Annotated in this window: 16 protein-coding genes; 5 read left to right on the top strand and 11 right to left on the bottom strand. The window is 65.8% G+C overall.

From position 1 onward, the window contains the following. Nucleotides 1–112: 112 nt before the first annotated feature. The 7 genes from pheT to BES08_RS15375 all read right to left on the bottom strand — a co-directional run bounded on the left by pheT (nt 113) and on the right by BES08_RS15375 (nt 6,258). Nucleotides 113–2,503, bottom strand: coding sequence for a phenylalanine--tRNA ligase subunit beta (gene pheT, locus BES08_RS15345; protein WP_069708827.1), 2,391 nt, complete (start codon nt 2,501–2,503; stop codon nt 113–115). A gap of 19 nt (nt 2,504–2,522) precedes the next feature. Then, complete coding sequence (gene pheS / locus BES08_RS15350) at nt 2,523–3,611, bottom strand: phenylalanine--tRNA ligase subunit alpha (protein WP_037518961.1); 1,089 nt, start codon at nt 3,609–3,611, stop codon at nt 2,523–2,525. 56 nt (nt 3,612–3,667) lie between these two features. Further along, nucleotides 3,668–4,000, bottom strand: coding sequence for a GIY-YIG nuclease family protein (locus tag BES08_RS15355; RefSeq protein ID WP_036529909.1), 333 nt, complete (start codon nt 3,998–4,000; stop codon nt 3,668–3,670). 222 nt (nt 4,001–4,222) lie between these two features. Further along, a complete protein-coding gene (gene rplT, locus BES08_RS15360; protein ID WP_008829612.1) occupies nt 4,223–4,588 on the bottom strand; it encodes a 50S ribosomal protein L20 in 366 nt (121 codons plus the stop codon). Between the two features lie 13 nt (nt 4,589–4,601). Then, the gene (gene rpmI, locus BES08_RS15365) at nt 4,602–4,805 is read right to left on the bottom strand and encodes a 50S ribosomal protein L35 (protein WP_008829613.1); all 204 of its coding nucleotides are present in this window, start codon (nt 4,803–4,805) and stop codon (nt 4,602–4,604) included. Between the two features lie 202 nt (nt 4,806–5,007). Continuing rightward, nucleotides 5,008–5,454 carry a gamma-glutamylcyclotransferase family protein gene (locus BES08_RS15370; RefSeq protein WP_069708828.1) on the bottom strand — a complete coding sequence of 149 codons (447 nt, stop codon included), beginning with the start codon at nt 5,452–5,454 and terminating at the stop codon, nt 5,008–5,010. Between the two features lie 3 nt (nt 5,455–5,457). Next, nucleotides 5,458–6,258: an inositol monophosphatase family protein gene (locus BES08_RS15375; RefSeq protein WP_008829615.1), complete on the bottom strand. Its 801-nt coding sequence runs from the start codon at nt 6,256–6,258 to the stop codon at nt 5,458–5,460. A gap of 179 nt (nt 6,259–6,437) precedes the next feature. Here BES08_RS15375 and BES08_RS15380 point away from each other — a divergent pair, with 179 nt between their 5' ends. Further along, nucleotides 6,438–7,340 (top strand): helix-turn-helix domain-containing protein, encoded by a 903-nt coding sequence (locus BES08_RS15380; RefSeq protein ID WP_069708829.1) that lies wholly within the window; start codon nt 6,438–6,440, stop codon nt 7,338–7,340. Nucleotides 7,341–7,494: 154 nt separating this feature from the next. On the opposite strand, the gene BES08_RS15385 is transcribed toward BES08_RS15380, so the two are convergent. Together BES08_RS15385 and glpX are read right to left on the bottom strand one after the other, a co-directional pair. Further along, entirely contained in the window at nt 7,495–8,430 is a 936-nt protein-coding gene (locus BES08_RS15385) for a ribose-phosphate pyrophosphokinase (RefSeq protein ID WP_008829617.1), read from the bottom strand. 610 nt (nt 8,431–9,040) lie between these two features. Next, nucleotides 9,041–10,021 (bottom strand): class II fructose-bisphosphatase, encoded by a 981-nt coding sequence (gene glpX / locus BES08_RS15390; RefSeq protein WP_008829618.1) that lies wholly within the window; start codon nt 10,019–10,021, stop codon nt 9,041–9,043. 231 nt (nt 10,022–10,252) lie between these two features. Here glpX and BES08_RS15395 point away from each other — a divergent pair, with 231 nt between their 5' ends. Continuing rightward, entirely contained in the window at nt 10,253–10,540 is a 288-nt protein-coding gene (locus BES08_RS15395; protein ID WP_231958052.1) for a hypothetical protein, read from the top strand. A gap of 89 nt (nt 10,541–10,629) precedes the next feature. On the opposite strand, the gene BES08_RS15400 is transcribed toward BES08_RS15395, so the two are convergent. Then, nucleotides 10,630–11,937 (bottom strand): homoserine dehydrogenase, encoded by a 1,308-nt coding sequence (locus tag BES08_RS15400; RefSeq protein ID WP_069708830.1) that lies wholly within the window; start codon nt 11,935–11,937, stop codon nt 10,630–10,632. A gap of 73 nt (nt 11,938–12,010) precedes the next feature. Further along, the gene (locus BES08_RS15405; RefSeq protein ID WP_069708831.1) at nt 12,011–12,856 is read right to left on the bottom strand and encodes a hypothetical protein; all 846 of its coding nucleotides are present in this window, start codon (nt 12,854–12,856) and stop codon (nt 12,011–12,013) included. Between the two features lie 367 nt (nt 12,857–13,223). Between BES08_RS15405 and BES08_RS15410 the strand changes: the two genes are divergently transcribed. From BES08_RS15410 to BES08_RS15420, 3 genes are all read left to right on the top strand, one after another. Continuing rightward, complete coding sequence (locus tag BES08_RS15410) at nt 13,224–13,886, top strand: TonB family protein (protein WP_008829622.1); 663 nt, start codon at nt 13,224–13,226, stop codon at nt 13,884–13,886. Nucleotides 13,887–13,966: 80 nt separating this feature from the next. Further along, complete coding sequence (locus BES08_RS15415) at nt 13,967–14,731, top strand: MotA/TolQ/ExbB proton channel family protein (protein ID WP_008829623.1); 765 nt, start codon at nt 13,967–13,969, stop codon at nt 14,729–14,731. A gap of 132 nt (nt 14,732–14,863) precedes the next feature. Next, nucleotides 14,864–15,394 (top strand): ExbD/TolR family protein, encoded by a 531-nt coding sequence (locus tag BES08_RS15420; RefSeq protein ID WP_008829624.1) that lies wholly within the window; start codon nt 14,864–14,866, stop codon nt 15,392–15,394. The last annotated feature ends 17 nt before the right edge of the window (nt 15,395–15,411 follow it).

Genomic DNA, 15,411 nt, shown 5'->3' on the forward strand with positions numbered 1-15,411 from the left:
CGGCGAAAGCCGGGATCGCCGGCCGTGAACGGCCCACCTTGCGGCGGGGCGGCTCACGGCCAGCGCTCACCTAAAGACCGCCAGCGGTCCCGGATCAAGTCCGGGGCGACGATCACCCCCGCAGCACCGCGCCCAGCTTGGCGGCGGCGGCGGTCACCTTTTCGCTGATCGCCTTGAGGTCGGCTTCCTTGTAACTGGCCTCGACCGGCTGGAGCGTGACTTCGAGCGCGAGCGACTTCTGCCCCTCGGGCACGCCGTTCCCGCGGAAGTCGTCGAACAGGCGCACCCCGACGATGTTGGCCTTGTCCGCGCCCTGCACCAGCCGCACGAGATCGCCCGAGGGCAGCTCTGCGGGCACGAGGAACGCATAGTCGCGCGTCACCGCCTGCAGCGCCGGGGGCGCGTAGGAGACGCGGGCGAAGCCGGGCGTGCCCTTCTTGCCGGGAATGGCGTCGAGGAACAGTTCGGCGACCGCCACCGGGCCATCGACGTCGAACTGCTTCGCGGTCTTCGGATGCAGCATGCCGAAGCGCGCCAGCACCGTCTTGGGGCCGAGGCGCAGCGTGGCCGACTGGCCGGGGTGGAACTGGGGACCAGCTTCGCCCATGACCTGCAGCTTGTCGACCGGGGCCCCAGCCTCGGCCAGAAGGGCCAGCACTTCGGCCTTGGCATCGTAGGCGTCGAAGGCCGAAGCCTTGCCGGTCGCCCAGCCGCGTGGCGTTTTCTCGCCCGCGAGGACGACGCCCAGCGTCAGCCGTTCATCGCTCGCCCCGCCGTTACCGCGGAGATAGCGGCGGCCGATCTCGAACAGGCGCAGCGAGGCCGCGCCGCGATCGAGGTTGCGCTTCGCCGCCATCAGCAGGCCCGGCAGCAGCGAGGGGCGCATGGCCTTCATGTCCTCGCTGATCGGATTGGCGAGCACCCACAGCGGACCTTCGGCGAAAGCCTCGGCGGCGGGCTCGGGCAGGAACGACCAGGTGACGGCTTCCTGAAGCCCGCGCGCCGCAGCGGCGCGGCGCACGCGCCGTTCCAGTGCCTGCGCCGGGGTGGCGGTGGGCTTGGCGACGCCGTCGGCGCGGGGAAGCGGAACGCTCTCGACCTTGTCTAGGCCGTGGATGCGCACGACTTCCTCGACGATGTCAGGCGCGCCATCGACGTCAGGACGCCAGCCGGGAACCGTGACGGCCCAGTCGTCAGCCTCCACCACCGAGAAGCCGAGGCTTTCGAGGATGCGCTGTTGTTCGCCGGGCGTGACGGTGACGCCGCCCAGCTTCTCGACCAGCGAGGGCGCGAAGTGGACGATCTTGGGCGTGCCCGGAGCAGCGCCCGCGCGCACGATCTCGGACACTTCGCCGCCGCACAGCTCGACGATCAGGTTCGTCAGCAGCGCAAGGCCGGTGTCGAGGAACTGCGGGTCGATCCCGCGCTCGAACCGCCCGCGCGCGTCTGACGTGAGGTTGAGCTTGCGGCCCGTCTTGGCGATACGCTCGGGATCGAAGTAGGCGATTTCGAGCAGGACGTCGGTGGTGGCATCGCCACAGCCCGAGTGCTGGCCGCCCATGATGCCCGCGATGTCGTGGACGCCGCTGTCGTCGGCGATCACGGTCATCTCGGCGTCGAGCGTGTAGGTCTTCTCGTTCAGCGCCTCGACCGTCTCGCCCTCCACCGCGCGGCGGGCGACGACGGCGCCGGTCAGCTTGGCGAGGTCATAGGCGTGGGCCGGGCGGCCATACGTGAGCATCACGTAGTTGGTCGCATCGACCAGCGCCGAGATCGGGCGCTGGCCCGCGGACTTGAGCGCATCCTGCAGCCACTGCGGCGAAGGGCCGTTCTTCACGCCCTTGATGACGCGGCCGTAGAATGCCGGGCAGCCCTCGGCGTCATCGGTGCGCACCTCGACCGGGCACGGGAAGGTGCCTGCGGCCTCGGGCGCGACGATCGGCTTCAGCGTGCCGAGGCCCGCTGCCGCGAGATCGCGGGCGATGCCGTAGACGCCCATGCAGTCCGGACGGTTGGGGGTGATCGACACGTCGATGACCGGATCGGCGCCGTGATACTGCGCGAAGGGCGTGCCGACGGGCGCATCCTCGGGCAGTTCGATGATGCCATCGTGGTCCTCGCCCAGCTCCAGCTCGCGCGTGGAGCACATCATGCCGTTCGATTCGACGCCGCGCACGGCGGCAACCTTGAGGGCCATGCCGTTCACCGGCACCACCGCGCCCGGCAGGCCGAGCACGCCGACCAGCCCTGCGCGCGCATTGGGCGCGCCGCACACCACGGTCAGCACTTTGTCACCGGTGTCGACGGTCAGGACCTGCAGCTTGTCCGCCTGTGGGTGCTTTTCAGCCGTGAGCACCTTCGCCACGCGGAAGCCTTCCAGCTTGGCGGCGGGGTCTTCGATGCCTTCGACTTCGAGGCCGATGGCGTTGAGCGTGGCGGCGATCTGCTCGATCGACGCTTCGGTTTCCAGGTAGGTCTTGAGCCAGGAGAGCGAGAACTTCATGTCTTAAATCCTTCCCGCCTTATGCCGGCGTACCGACGCCGCCCGAAAGGGTCGGCACGTCGAGGGCGGAGAAACCGTAGTGGGAGAGCCAGCGCACATCGCCGTCGAAGAAGGCGCGCAGGTCGTCCATCCCGTACTTGAGCATGGCGAGGCGATCGACGCCGATGCCGAAGGCGAAGCCCTGCCATTCGTCAGGGTCGATGCCGCCCGCCGCGATCACGCGGCGGTTGACCATGCCCGAACCGAGCACTTCCATCCAGGCATGCCCCGGCGCATCGCCCGAGCCGCCGACCACGCGGCGTCCGCCTTGGCTGGAATAGCCCACGTCCACCTCGATCGAGGGTTCGGTGAAGGGGAAGTAGCTGGGGCGCAGGCGCAGGACGATGTCGTCGCGCTCGAAGAACGCCTTGAGGAAGGCTTCCAGCGTCCACTTCAGGTGGCCGAGGTGGATGCCCTTGTCGATGACGAGGCCCTCGATCTGGTGGAACATCGGCGTGTGCGTGGCGTCGCTGTCCGAGCGGTAGACGCGGCCCGGCGCGATGATGCGGATGGGCGCGCCCTGCTGGATCATCGAGCGGATCTGCACCGGCGAGGTATGCGTGCGCAGCAACATCTCGCGGCCGTCGTCGTTGCGGTCCGGGAAATAAAAGGTGTCATGCATCGCGCGCGCCGGGTGGCTTTCGGGCATGTTTAGCGCGGTGAAGTTGTGCCAGTCGTCCTCGATCTCCGGCCCGGTGGCGACCGCGAAACCGAGGTCGGCGAAGACTTCGGCCAGCTCGTCCATCACCTGCGAAACCGGGTGGACCGCGCCGCGCGGGGTGGCGGGCGCAGGGAGCGAGAGGTCGATCGTCTCGGCCGCAAGGCGCGCGTCGAGCGCGGCGGTTTCGAGGGTGTCCTTGCGGGCGGTGATGGCGGCGTTGGCGTCGCGCTGGTAGCCGTTGAACAGCGGCCCCATCTCGCGCCGCTCCTCGGGCGACATGCCGCCCAGACGCTTCATCAGCCCGGTGATCTCGCCCGCCTTGCCCAGATACTGAATGCGCAGCGCTTCGAGAGCCTCGAGCGTTTCGGCACCTTCGATCGCCGAGATCACCTGATCAAAATCGAGCACGATACTAAACCCCAAAAACTCGTCATTCCCGCGAAGGCGGGAACCCATCTGATGCCCTATCCCCTGACGATCCGGGGCGGTGGCAGCGGCACGAAGCCGAAATCCACCGCAAGGTCGCGCCAATCGGGATTGGCCTGTTCGATCAGGGCGAGTTTCCACGCCCTGTTCCACGTCTTGATCCGCTTCTCGCGCAGGATCGCGCTTTCAATCGTCGCGTGCCGCTCGAACCAGACCAGTCGATGCACGCCGTAGTCGCTCGTGAACCCTTCGATCAAGCCCTCGCGGTGCTGATGGAGGCGACGAAGCAGATTCGATGTGACTCCGACATAGAGCGTACCGTTGCGATGTGACGCGAGGAGGTACGTGCATGGATCGAAGGTTTCGCGCATCGGAGGGGCCACCAGCTGGGTTCCCGCCTTCGCGGGAATGACTGGGAAGAGTGATGCAGCGGAATCGCTTCAATCGGCAGTTAACACCCTGTCGTCATTCCCGCGCAGGCAGGAACCCAGCTGGTGCGCTATCCCAACACGCGAAAAGGGCGCGGACGGCACATGCCATCCACGCCCTTTGAAATCGCGCGATGAAGCTGAGGAGCTTTACGCGTCGGTGGCTTACGCCGCCGCGGGCAGAGCTGCCTTCGCCTGCGCGATGACGGTGCTGAACACGCCGCCTTCGTTCATGGCGAGGTCGGCCATCGTCTTGCGGTCCAGTTCGATCCCGGCGAGCTTCACGCCATGGATGAACTGCGAGTAGGTCAGGCCTTCAGCGCGGACGGCCGCGTTGATGCGCTGGATCCAGAGAGCGCGGAAGGTGCGCTTCTTGATCTTGCGGTCGCGGTACGCGTACTGGCCGGCCTTTTCGACGGCCTGGCGTGCGACGCGGATGGTGTTCTTGCGGCGACCACGATAGCCCTTGGCCTGGTCCAGAATCCGCTTGTGCTTTGCGCGGGTGGTGACACCCCTCTTGATACGGCTCATTCGTCAGTACTCCTCAGTTGAGCCCGTAGGGCGCCCACTTCTTGATGACCTTGGCATCGGCGTCGGAAATGACTTCGGTGCCGCGGTTCTGGCGGATGTACTTGCCGTTATGGCTCATGAGGCGGTGGCGCTTGCCGGCTACGCCGTGCTTCACCTTGCCGGTGGCGGTGAGCTTGAAGCGCTTCTTCACGCCGCTCTTGGTCTTCAGCTTGGGCATTTTCGTCTCCTTTGATCGGGACACGTCCCGCCGGCCATGGCAGCCCTTTTCGCCAGGCCGACCCGCGAATCTCCCCAGGGGCAGACTCGACCGTGTCGATTGAAGGACGCGCCCTTAGTGGCTGGATGCAGGAAAGGCAAGCGGCCCGTTTTAACGCGGGGGCTTCGACAAGCTCAGCCTGAGCGGGATCTCAGGTTTTCTCTCAGATCCGCTCGGGCTGAGCTTGTCGAAGCCCCTGCCGCCATGAGGTCCGGGATGGCGAGTACGCCACACCCCGAATGCCGTGCAGCCATTCGAGGAAGTCCGGGCCGATGGTGGGGCCCTCCGGCAGACCTTTTCGCCATATATAGGCCTGGGCGGTGACCCGCCCTGCGCTCGTGCGCACCGGCAGGGCAAGGCGCCGATACTCGCGCCCTTCATAGGTATCCAGCCGCGCGAGATCGCCCGGTCGCAACCGCAGGTCGCACAGTACCCCGCGCACTTGCCCCAAACCCGGCACCAGCGCCGGATACCAGCCGCGCGTGTCCGGGACCGCGTAAAGCCGCCCCGGGATCTCGCCCGGTTCGGCCCGGATCGACCGCGCCGCAATCCACCGCGCCATCGGCGTATCCGCATCGGGGCGCAGCGTGCCGTAGAAGAACAGCCTCAAAGGTCAGTCGTGATGATGGCCGTGATTGTCACAGGCCATCGCTTCGATCACGTCCTCCAGCCGCGCCGGGTCGCCGATCGCCAGCACTTCGCCGCCGGAGTCCGCATTCAGGGGCTCGCCGTTCCAGTCGCACATGATGCCGCCCGCGCCCTCGACGATGGGGACCAGCGCCGCCCAGTCGTGCAGCTTGAGCCCCGCCTCGCAGACGAGGTCGATGTGGCCGCTCGCCAGCAGGCCGTAGTTGTAGCAGTCGCCGCCGAACATCATGCGCTTGTGGTCGGTCTTGGCCGCCAGCGCCATGAAGTGGGCGCCCTGATGGTCGTCGAAGTACTGCGGGCCTGTCGTCGCCAGCATCATGTCGGAGAGTTCGCGGCAGGGGCGGGTGCGCACTTCGCGGCGGTTGAAAGTGGTGGCGTGGCCGCTGGCGCCGACCCAGCGCTCGTTCAGGATGGGCTGGTCGATGATCCCCAGCACCGGCCAGCCGTCGACCAGCAGCGCGATCAGCGTGCCGAAGGTCGCACGCCCGCCCATGAACGCGATGGTGCCGTCGATCGGGTCGAGCACCCAGGTCCGGTTGGAGGTGCCGGTCTCGGTGCCGAACTCCTCGCCGATGATGCTGTCTCGCGGGACTTCGGCCTTGAGGATGCGCCGCATGGCTTCTTCTGCCGCCCGGTCGGCCACGGTGACGGGCGAGGCGTCGGACTTGCGGTCGGCGGCGAGGCCGGTGCGGAAGTGAGGGCGAATCGCTTCACCGGCCGCATCGGCGAGGCGGAGCGCGAGGGCGATGTCGTGGTCGAGTTTCATGCCGCCTGCTCTGCCTTCCGAACGGTGATCCGGTCAAGTTCCTTGGGTCAGGGGTATCCGGGGGGCATTACCTGCAAGAAAATACTAGGAATCTAACAGCCATTGTAGATTTTCTCACATTGCTCCCAAGCCGTTGCGCAATTATCGCTTTTCGAGGGCATCTTTAAAACAGGGTAACCATGCAACGCAGGAACCGTCCTGCGGTCGATCCCTCGATTGCGCCGCAGCAAGGCATTACACGTGACGGGCAACCCCTGTCCTACAACCGCGCGCCTGCGCCGGATCTGGCACCTTGGCTGGGCCGCCTCTATGTCACGAAAGTCGATCTGCCCAAGGATTACACGGTGTCCTGCGGACTGTTCAGCGACACGGCCTGCGTGCGCGTGCAAATGGCCGGGGACTGGACGGCGGAAACCGTCGATGGTCCCATCACTACCCAGGGCGGCGCGTTCTATTTCGGTCCGCACTCGCGGCGCATGCCGATCTCGGTGACAGGCAGCTTCGTAAGCGTGGGCTACATCATCCGTCCGGGAACGGGCACGGCGCTGAAGCTGGCGCGCGTGGGCGAATTTCTCGACAAGATCGTTCCGACCGACGTTCTGACGGCGCCCTCGGACGACTTCCTGCAGGCGCTGGAGCCTGATGCGACGCCGGAGGAATGGCTGCAGTCGATCGAGGGTCTGGTTCGCCAGCAGGTCGAGAGGCTGGGAGGTGCGGCACCTGACCCGGTGACCGCGCGGTTCGAGGAGATCAGCCTGCGCGATCCGGGCATTTCTGTCAGTGATGCGGCGGCCGAGTGCGGGGTCGATCGCCGCAAGCTGGAGCGCGTGGTCAGCCGTGACTTCGGCCTGCCGCCCAAGCAGGTGCTGCGCCGCGCCCGCGCGCTCGACATGGCGAGCCACCTGCGCGGCGTCGCCGATGCGCGCGAAGGGGATGAGATCGCCCTGCGCTATTACGACGAGAGCCACCTGATCCATGAATTCACCGAACTGTTCGGCATGTCGCCGCGCCAGTTCGTCACGCGCCCGCAGCCGATCCTGACGCTCGCCCTCGAATCGCGCCAGGCGCGGCCCTGGGAGTAGAGATAATTGTCGCCCACCCCGTCCGGCTAAGCCCTCCGGGCCAAGCCTCCCGGGCCTCCCCCTTCGACAGGCTCAGGATAAGCGGGAGGGCAAGCAAACGGTCTCATTCCCCTCCCGCTTGCGGGAGGGGGCAGGGGTGGTTCTTAGCGACAGCTCAGTCGAACAGACTGGACACCGAGCTTTCGTCGGCGATGCGGCGGATCGCCTCGCCAAGCAGCGGGGCGATCGGCAGGATGCGAATCTTGTCCGAAGCCTTGGCGGCTTCGGTCGGCATGATCGAATCGGTGATGACCAGTTCCTTGAGCGCGGAATTGGTCACGCGGCTCACCGCCGCGCCCGACAGGACGCCATGGGTGATGTAGGCGGTGACGCTGGCGGCGCCTTCGTCCATCAGCGCCTGCGCGGCGTTGCACAGGGTACCGCCCGAATCGATAATATCATCGATCAGGATGCAGGCGCGGCCCTTCACATCACCGATGATGTTCATGACTTCCGACTGGCCCGGCTTGTCGCGGCGCTTGTCGACGATCGAGAGCGGCGCGTTGTCGAGGCGCTTGGCGAGCGCGCGGGCACGGACCACACCGCCGACGTCGGGCGAGACCACCATCAGCGACTGGTCGCCGTAGCGGGCCTGGATGTCCGCTGCCATGACGGGGGCCGCGAACAGGTTGTCGGTGGGGATGTCGAAGAAGCCCTGGATCTGCCCGGCGTGCAGATCGACCGAGAGCACGCGGTCGGCGCCGGCTTCGGTCAGCAGGTTGGCGACCAGCTTGGCCGAGATCGGGGTGCGCGGGCCGGGCTTGCGGTCCTGGCGGGCGTAGCCGAAGTAGGGGACCACGGCCGTGATGCGCTTGGCCGAGGCACGGCGCAGCGCGTCGATGCAGATCAGCAGTTCCATCAGGTTGTCGTTGACGGGGTAGCTGGTCGGCTGGACCACGAAGACGTCCTCGCCGCGGACGTTCTCGTGAATTTCCACGAAGATTTCCTCATCCGCAAAGCGGCGGACGGCGGCGTCGGTGAGCGGCAGTTCGAGATACCCTGCGATCGCGCGTGCGAGCGGCAGGTTGCTGTTGCCGGACATGATCTTCATTTGCGAATCCCCGTGACGGTTCCTGGCGGTCGGTCGTTGGGACCGGCCCTGTAGCCGGGTGTCGCGGGATTGCAATAGTCGGCGACCGATTGTCACCGCATCGGCCCGATTTGAGGCACGGTTGCGGCTTGGATGGGAAGCGGTCGATCCGAAATCAGATCGTCATCCCAGCCTTCGCTGGGATGACGATGGTGTTTGAATGATGACTCTGGGTGGGAAGCAGCCGTTTTATCCTCCCTGTTCCGCAGGAATGTGGAGGTGGCAGCCCGCAGGGCTGACGGAGGGGCTTCTCCCCCTCCACCACCGACTTCGTCGGCGGTCCCCCTCCCCATTCCTGCGGAACAGGGAGGATATACAAGGTCCCCAATGGGGCGCTTTTCGAAGGTCCGCTTTCCTACACATGGCGCGCTCCGGTACATTGCGCTCATGCCCCGTCCGTCGCTCACCTTCTGCCACAAGGTTACACCGCAAGGTGACACCTCGCCCGCACAAGGTGACACATCCAGCGCAAAATGTGTCACCTTAGGCCCGCAAGGTGACACTTTCCGGCCCAAGGTGACGTCTTTTGCCCCTGGACCGTGTCAACCGTGTAAACCTGCGTCACCTTGCGTCAGATCCGATGCTCGCCCCTGATCCAGCGCACGGTGCCCGAACTGGCGCGCATGACGACGCTTTCGGTGGTCATGATGCCGCCCTTGCGCCGCTTCACCCCGTCGAGCAGCGAGCCGCTGGTGACCCCGGTGGCGGCGAAGATGCAGTCGCCCTTGGCCAGTTCCTCCAGCTTGTAGATCTTGTCGAGGTCCTTGATGCCCCACTTGCGCGCCCGCGAGCGCTCGTCATCGTTGCGGAACAGCAGGCGGCCGTTGAACTGTCCGCCGACGCAGCGCAGCGCCGCAGCAGCCAGCACGCCCTCGGGCGCGCCGCCCGAGCCCATGTAGAGGTCGATCGTGGTATCCTCGTCGGTCACGGCGATGACGCCCGCCACGTCGCCGTCGCCGATCAGCACGACACCGCAGCCGATCTCGCGCAGCTCGGCGATCAGCGCCTCGTGGCGGGGGCGGTCGAGCACGCAGACGATGATGTCCGAAGGCTTCACGCCCTTGGCCGCCGCCACCGCCTCGACGTTCTGGGTCGGGGTCTTGTCGAGGTCGATCACGCCGTCCGGATAGCCGGGGCCGACCGCGATCTTCTCCATGTAGACGTCGGGCGCGTTGAGCAGGCCACCTTCCTCCGCCGCCGCCAGCACTGCCAGCGAGTTCGGCCCGGCCTTGGCGGTGATGGTGGTGCCTTCGAGCGGATCGAGCGCGATGTCGATCTTCGGACCCTTGCCCGGAGCGCCGCCGACCTTCTCGCCGATGAAGAGCATCGGTGCCTCGTCGCGCTCCCCCTCGCCGATTACGACCGTCCCGTCGATGTAGAGGCCGTCAAAGGCCTTGCGCATTGCCTCGACTGCGGCATGATCGGCTGCCTTCTCGTCTCCGCGTCCTATGAGGGAGGACGCGGCGATGGCGGCAGCCTCGGTGACGCGCACCATTTCGAGGACCAGAACGCGATCGAGTACATGACTTGCGGGGGTAGTGTTTTCGGACATGTTCACTCCGGATTAATCCAGGGAGGCAAGATTTTCACCGATTAGACAGAGGATTTTGAATTGTCGAGAAGCTGGATTTTCCCTTTCGCAATCGCAATAATCGCTCCCGCGCCGGCGATTGCTCAAGACGCTTCCGGCGCTTCTGCAGGAGATCGTGCGATCGCCGAAAAGATGCTGGGCACAGGTGGTCGTATCACGAAGGATACTTCGCGCAACGCCTGTCTGCGAACCATGAAACAGGGCGAGATCGTGGTCTGTGCGCCGACGCCGGACCAGTACCGCGTCCCCTCCACCGGAGACGACGACCCGACCGGCGTGGGTGCCAACGATGGGCGACCGCGCACGCCGGACGTTTCGGGCAACGGCATCTTCAAGGGCAAGGCGACGATGGGCGGCTTGTGCATGATCCCGCCGTGCCCGCCCGAGCAGCCCTACATCATCGATCTTTCGACGATCCCGGAGGCCCCGGCCGGCTCGGACGCAGACAAGATCGCGAAGGGCGAACTGCGCGCGCCATGAAGGCGGCGTCCCGGAGTGGCGGCTCCGGGAGTGCTCAGGAATAGAACGTACAGGACGGATGCCTCCGAAGAGGCGTCCCCCGGCCCATCTCAGGCCCCGATGATCTGCATCACCAGCGGCTTCGCGGTCAGGCTGTCCGACCCGTCGAGAATGCGCATCGCCTCGGTGACGGCGCTCTCCGGCCCCGGATGCGTGACGACCGCCAGGATGACTTCGCCGTCCTGATCGGGATCGCCCTTCTGGATCAGGCTCTCGATCGAGACGCCCGCATCGCGCATGGCGGCGGTGATGTCGGCCAGCACGCCCGGACGGTCCGGCACGGTGAAGCGGATGTAGGAACTGCCCACGCGGTGCCCGGATTCCGCCGGTTCCATCGCTTCCAGCTCGCCTGCGGGCATCGAGAATGCCGCGCCCTTTTCGCCGCGCGCAATGTCGATGATGTCGGCGACGACCGCGCTGGCGGTTGGGCCGTCTCCGGCGCCCGCGCCCTGAAACAGCAGGCGGCCCATGAAGTTGCCTTCGGCCACGACCGCGTTGGTCGCCCCGTCGACATGGGCGAGCGGGTGGTCGATCGGCACCAGGTGCGGACGCACGCGCTGGAAAAGGCGAGGGGCGCCGCTCGCAAGATCGACACCGGCCATGCCGAGCAGGCGGATGACGTAGCCCAGCGAGCGGGCCTGCTCGATGTCGGCGGCCTTGACACGGCTGATGCCCATCGTCTCCACCGCGTCGAAGCGAAGCTGCGAACCAAACGCGATGGCGGCGAGGATCGACAGCTTGTGCGCCGCGTCGATGCCCTCGATGTCGAAGGTCGGATCGGCCTCGGCATAGCCAAGCCGCTGCGCTTCGGCGAGAACGTCGCCGAAGTCCGCGCCGGTGTCCTCCATGGTCGAGAGGATGTAGTTGCAGGTGCCGTTGAGGATGCCGTAGACGCGCTCGATGGCGTTGGCGGCGGCGCCTTCGGACAGGCCCTTGATGACCGGGATGCCGCCCGCGACGGCCGCCTCGAACTTGAGCGCAACGCCCTTCGCCTCTGCGGCGGCGGCCAGTTCCAGCCCGTGATGCGCGATCATCGCCTTGTTGGCGGTGACGAGGCTCTTGCCGCCCGCAATCGAGTTGCGGGCGAGGGCGAGGGCCGGGCCGTCCGAGCCGCCGACCATTTCCACCACCACGTCGACGTCGCCCCGCGCGGCGAGGGCGGCGGTGTCGTCCACCCAGTCGTAGCGCGAGAGGTCGACGCCGCGATCCTTGGTGCGGTCGCGCGCGCTGACGGCGGCGATGCGGATCGGACGGCGGGCGCGGCGGGCGATCAGCTCCGCATTGGTCTCGATGAGACGGACGACGCCGGTGCCGACGGTTCCCAGTCCGGCAAGCGCGATATTCAGCGGTTCGGCCATGCTAGCTCCTTGTTCGGGAGCGCGCACTAAGGCAGGCGGGCGTCAAATTCCAGCACGAACGCCGATCGCGGTGTCACTTAAGTGTCCGCGCGCAGGGGCCGAGCTGGCTCAGGACCATGCGATAGTCCGCCAGAGCCTGCTGCTGCTCGGCGAAGCTGCCCGAGACATTGGCGCCGGCAGGCGGGGTACGTGGCAGGAAGCAGGCGAGCCGATACCACTCGAGCGTGTCCGGTTCCGGGGGGTGGCCGAGGTCGGCGACCAGTTCGGAGAACGACACGCCCCATGTCGGAGCCTGGCCCTGTTCGTGCTTCACCGTGATCGAGGCGGCCGAATTATCGTGGGTGTTGAGGAAGATCTGGGTCTCCCCCTGACCTGCGAGATTGCCGGGGACGAACAGCATCTCGCGCACGCCGGTGATCTTCGCAGGCGCGTCAGGAGCGACAAGGGCCTGGAGAATCGAACGGAGCCGTGTCTCGCGCGCGGGCGTGGAAATCTGCTGTGCGGTCGGCCAGACGAGTTGAAGTTCGCCGGGACGGCCCGGCACGGCGCGTGCGAACAGGAACACGACCTGCTTCTTCAGCTTGGGTGCCTTGCCCTTGGCGTCGAGCGGGAGGTCGACGAGGTAGGTGACCGATTCGCCGAGTGGGGCCTTGCCCACCAGCAGGGCCCTGGTGCGGGCCTCTATATAGAAGCGTCCATGTCCCGGAGTGAGACCGCGCGCCCGTTCATTATCGATGCGGGTCATTTTGGTGATCTGGGCCTGCACCACGAGACCTGCCGAATCAGCTAGGTCGGCGATGTCGGCATAAGTGACTTCACCGGGCGTCTCGAGCGGCCCCTGGGCGCTCGCCGCAAGGGGCGCAAGCGCGATGTAAGCACCCGCCAGGGCCGCTGCAAGGGGGCGCGAAATCAAAGGCATGGACGATAATCTCCGTGGAAATGCGATGGCTTATAGCCCTTGAGCGGCCTCAACTCAAAATTGCACTGGATCAATTTGAGCTAACCGGGCATGAATCGCGCGTTAACCCCCGCTGGGCCGATAAGGCGTTGCGTGGGGTGGGCTTCGACGTTAAGAAGCCTGCAAAATGGGGCAAAAATAGCAATAGCTCCTCGGTTCGCCTCCCGTTTCGTATTGTCGTCGGATGGGCAGACTGTTAGCCGTCAGGGTGGGTAATTTGGAGTTTCGTCATGGGTTCCCTCTTTCCGGGGGGGAGTCCATGGGCGCCCTTGGGCATGTTCTTCCGGGAATTTTTGTCCGGGGCTTGGTAATGGAGTGATGCGTCTGAATGGCTTACGCTGACCAGCAGATGAGCACCAACAAGGTTGTTGCTCTTGTCATTGTCGCCTTGATCCATGTCTTCGTCGGCTATGCGCTCGTCACCGGCTTGGCCTATGAGGCGGCGAAGAAGGTCATCAACAAGGTGACCACCGTGGATATCAAGGAGGAAAAGCCCAAGGAGGAAGAGCCACCGCCGCCGCCTCCGAAGGAAGATACGCCGCCGCCGCCTATCGTGGCGCCGCCGCCGCCGATCAACATCGCCCCGGCTCCGCCGCCGGTGCAGACTGTGATCACTCCGCCCCCGGCTCCGCCGGTGGTGATCCAGACCGCAGCGCCGCCGCCGGCTCCGCCGCCGCCGCCGCCCGGTCCGTCTAAGGCTCGCGGCGTCAAGCCGAAGGGCCAGGGCAGCTGGGCCGCCCGCATTCAGTCGAACTATCCGACCCGCGCTGCTCGTGAAGAGCGCGAAGGCCGCGTCGGTGTTCGCGTGACTGTCGGTGGCGACGGTAAGGTTTCGGCCTGTTCCGTTTCCGCTTCGAGCGGCAGCCCGGATCTGGATGAGGCCGCTTGCGACGGTATGCAGCGCTACGCGCGCTTCGACCCGGCGCTCGATGCGGACGGCAACCCGATCTCGTCGTCGTACTCGACCGCGATCGTGTACAAGCTCAACTAATCTCCAAGGGATCGGTTCAGGTCATTGGGTAATTCGACCGCTCCGATCACATCCTGCATTCTTCTTGAGAGGTAACTCGCATGCTTATCGTTGACATCCTTGCCGCCGCGGGCGCGCCGCAGAACAAGTTCGGCTTCGCCGAAGCGCTTCAGCAGGGCGGTTTCATCGCTTACGCGACCGTGATCATCCTGGGCATCATGTCCTTCGGTTCGTTCTACATCCTGTTCACCAAGTGGTTCGAGCAGTCGAAGATCCTGCGCCAGTTCAACGCGATCCGCACGACCTTCTGGAAGGCTCCGACCCTGCGTGAAGGCGCTGCCAAGCTCGAGAAGAACAGCGCATGGCGCCAGCTCGTCGAAGACGGCATCGCCGCTGAAGACCAGCACTCGAAGATGACCGACTCGCTTGAAGCCCACGACTGGCTGCACGGTTCGCTGTCGCGTTCGGAAGCGACCATCAACGCTCGCCTCTCCGGCGGCCTGCCCTTCCTCGCCACCGTCGGTGCGACCTCGCCGTTCATCGGTCTGTTCGGTACCGTCGTCGGCATCTACCGCGCACTGATCGCGATCGGTCTCGCCGGTTCGGCCTCGATCGACAAGGTCGCGGGTCCGGTCGGTGAAGCGCTGATCATGACCGCGCTCGGTCTGCTCGTCGCCGTTCCGGCCGTGCTTGCCTACAACTACCTGCAGTCGCGCAACAAGCGTATTGCCGAACTGCTGACCGGCTTCTCGAACGACATTCTCGCGAACATCAACTCGAAGGGCGCCATCAAGCCGACCGTCGCTGTCGCGGCCAAGGCTGCTCCGGCCCCCGCCAAGCCGGCTGCCGCTCCCGCCAAGCCGTAAGAGCACGGGGAACGAAGCGGATCGGCTCATTGACCCGATCCGCCCCCGTCGGGGTCAAGAAGAAGGCGGCGGCTCGAAGCATGCGAGAAGTCGCTGCCGACCCCCAGGCAACGCAAGGATTAGGATAAGACTATGGCGATATCCACGGGCGGAGGCGGTGCAGAGACACCGATGTCCGACATCAACACGACGCCGCTCGTCGACGTCATGCTGGTGCTGCTCATCATCTTCCTGATCGCGGTTCCGGTCGCGATTCAGACGATCGAGAAGCTGCGCATTCCCGTCATCGTAGCGCAGGAGTCGAAGGACAAGGTGGAGAATCTCCTCCTTACCGTCTCGACCACCGACGCTTCGGGCAAGAGCGCGGGCGAACCCGGTTTCCAGGGTGCGAACCGCGGCGGTGAATGCCGCATCTACATCAACAACGTGACGCCGGTGACTTCCGAGGAACTGCGCGACCAGGCCTTCAAGCGTCTTGACGCGATCGTGAAGCGCGAAGGTGGTCCGCAGGCTCTCATGGCAAACCCGGATCTCATCCCGCAGGTCCACATTCGTGGTGACGTCGAATCGCCTTGGCGCTGCGTCGCCGGTGCGATCTACAACGTCCAGATTTCGGGTTATCCGACGGTTGGCTTCATCACCAACCCGATCGATCCTAACTGACGCGCGGGAACAGGAGT

This window comes from Novosphingobium resinovorum, from assembly GCF_001742225.1.
Lineage (GTDB): Bacteria > Pseudomonadota > Alphaproteobacteria > Sphingomonadales > Sphingomonadaceae > Novosphingobium > Novosphingobium resinovorum_A.

Bases quoted from the DNA above. Each gene is read 5' to 3' on its own strand.
- pheT (WP_069708827.1), bottom strand. From the start codon at position 2,503: ATGAAGTTCTCGCTCTCCTGGCTCAAGACCTACCTGGAAACCGAAGCG.
- BES08_RS15355 (WP_036529909.1), bottom strand. From the start codon at position 4,000: ATGCGCGAAACCTTCGATCCATGCACGTACCTCCTCGCGTCACATCGC.
- rplT (WP_008829612.1), bottom strand. From the start codon at position 4,588: ATGAGCCGTATCAAGAGGGGTGTCACCACCCGCGCAAAGCACAAGCGG.
- rpmI (WP_008829613.1), bottom strand. From the start codon at position 4,805: ATGCCCAAGCTGAAGACCAAGAGCGGCGTGAAGAAGCGCTTCAAGCTC.
- BES08_RS15375 (WP_008829615.1), bottom strand. From the start codon at position 6,258: ATGAAACTCGACCACGACATCGCCCTCGCGCTCCGCCTCGCCGATGCG.
- BES08_RS15380 (WP_069708829.1), top strand. From the start codon at position 6,438: ATGCAACGCAGGAACCGTCCTGCGGTCGATCCCTCGATTGCGCCGCAG.
- BES08_RS15385 (WP_008829617.1), bottom strand. From the start codon at position 8,430: ATGAAGATCATGTCCGGCAACAGCAACCTGCCGCTCGCACGCGCGATC.
- glpX (WP_008829618.1), bottom strand. From the start codon at position 10,021: ATGTCCGAAAACACTACCCCCGCAAGTCATGTACTCGATCGCGTTCTG.
- BES08_RS15395 (WP_231958052.1), top strand. From the start codon at position 10,253: ATGAAACAGGGCGAGATCGTGGTCTGTGCGCCGACGCCGGACCAGTAC.
- BES08_RS15400 (WP_069708830.1), bottom strand. From the start codon at position 11,937: ATGGCCGAACCGCTGAATATCGCGCTTGCCGGACTGGGAACCGTCGGC.
- BES08_RS15405 (WP_069708831.1), bottom strand. From the start codon at position 12,856: ATGCCTTTGATTTCGCGCCCCCTTGCAGCGGCCCTGGCGGGTGCTTAC.
- BES08_RS15410 (WP_008829622.1), top strand. From the start codon at position 13,224: ATGGCTTACGCTGACCAGCAGATGAGCACCAACAAGGTTGTTGCTCTT.
- BES08_RS15415 (WP_008829623.1), top strand. From the start codon at position 13,967: ATGCTTATCGTTGACATCCTTGCCGCCGCGGGCGCGCCGCAGAACAAG.
- BES08_RS15420 (WP_008829624.1), top strand. From the start codon at position 14,864: ATGGCGATATCCACGGGCGGAGGCGGTGCAGAGACACCGATGTCCGAC.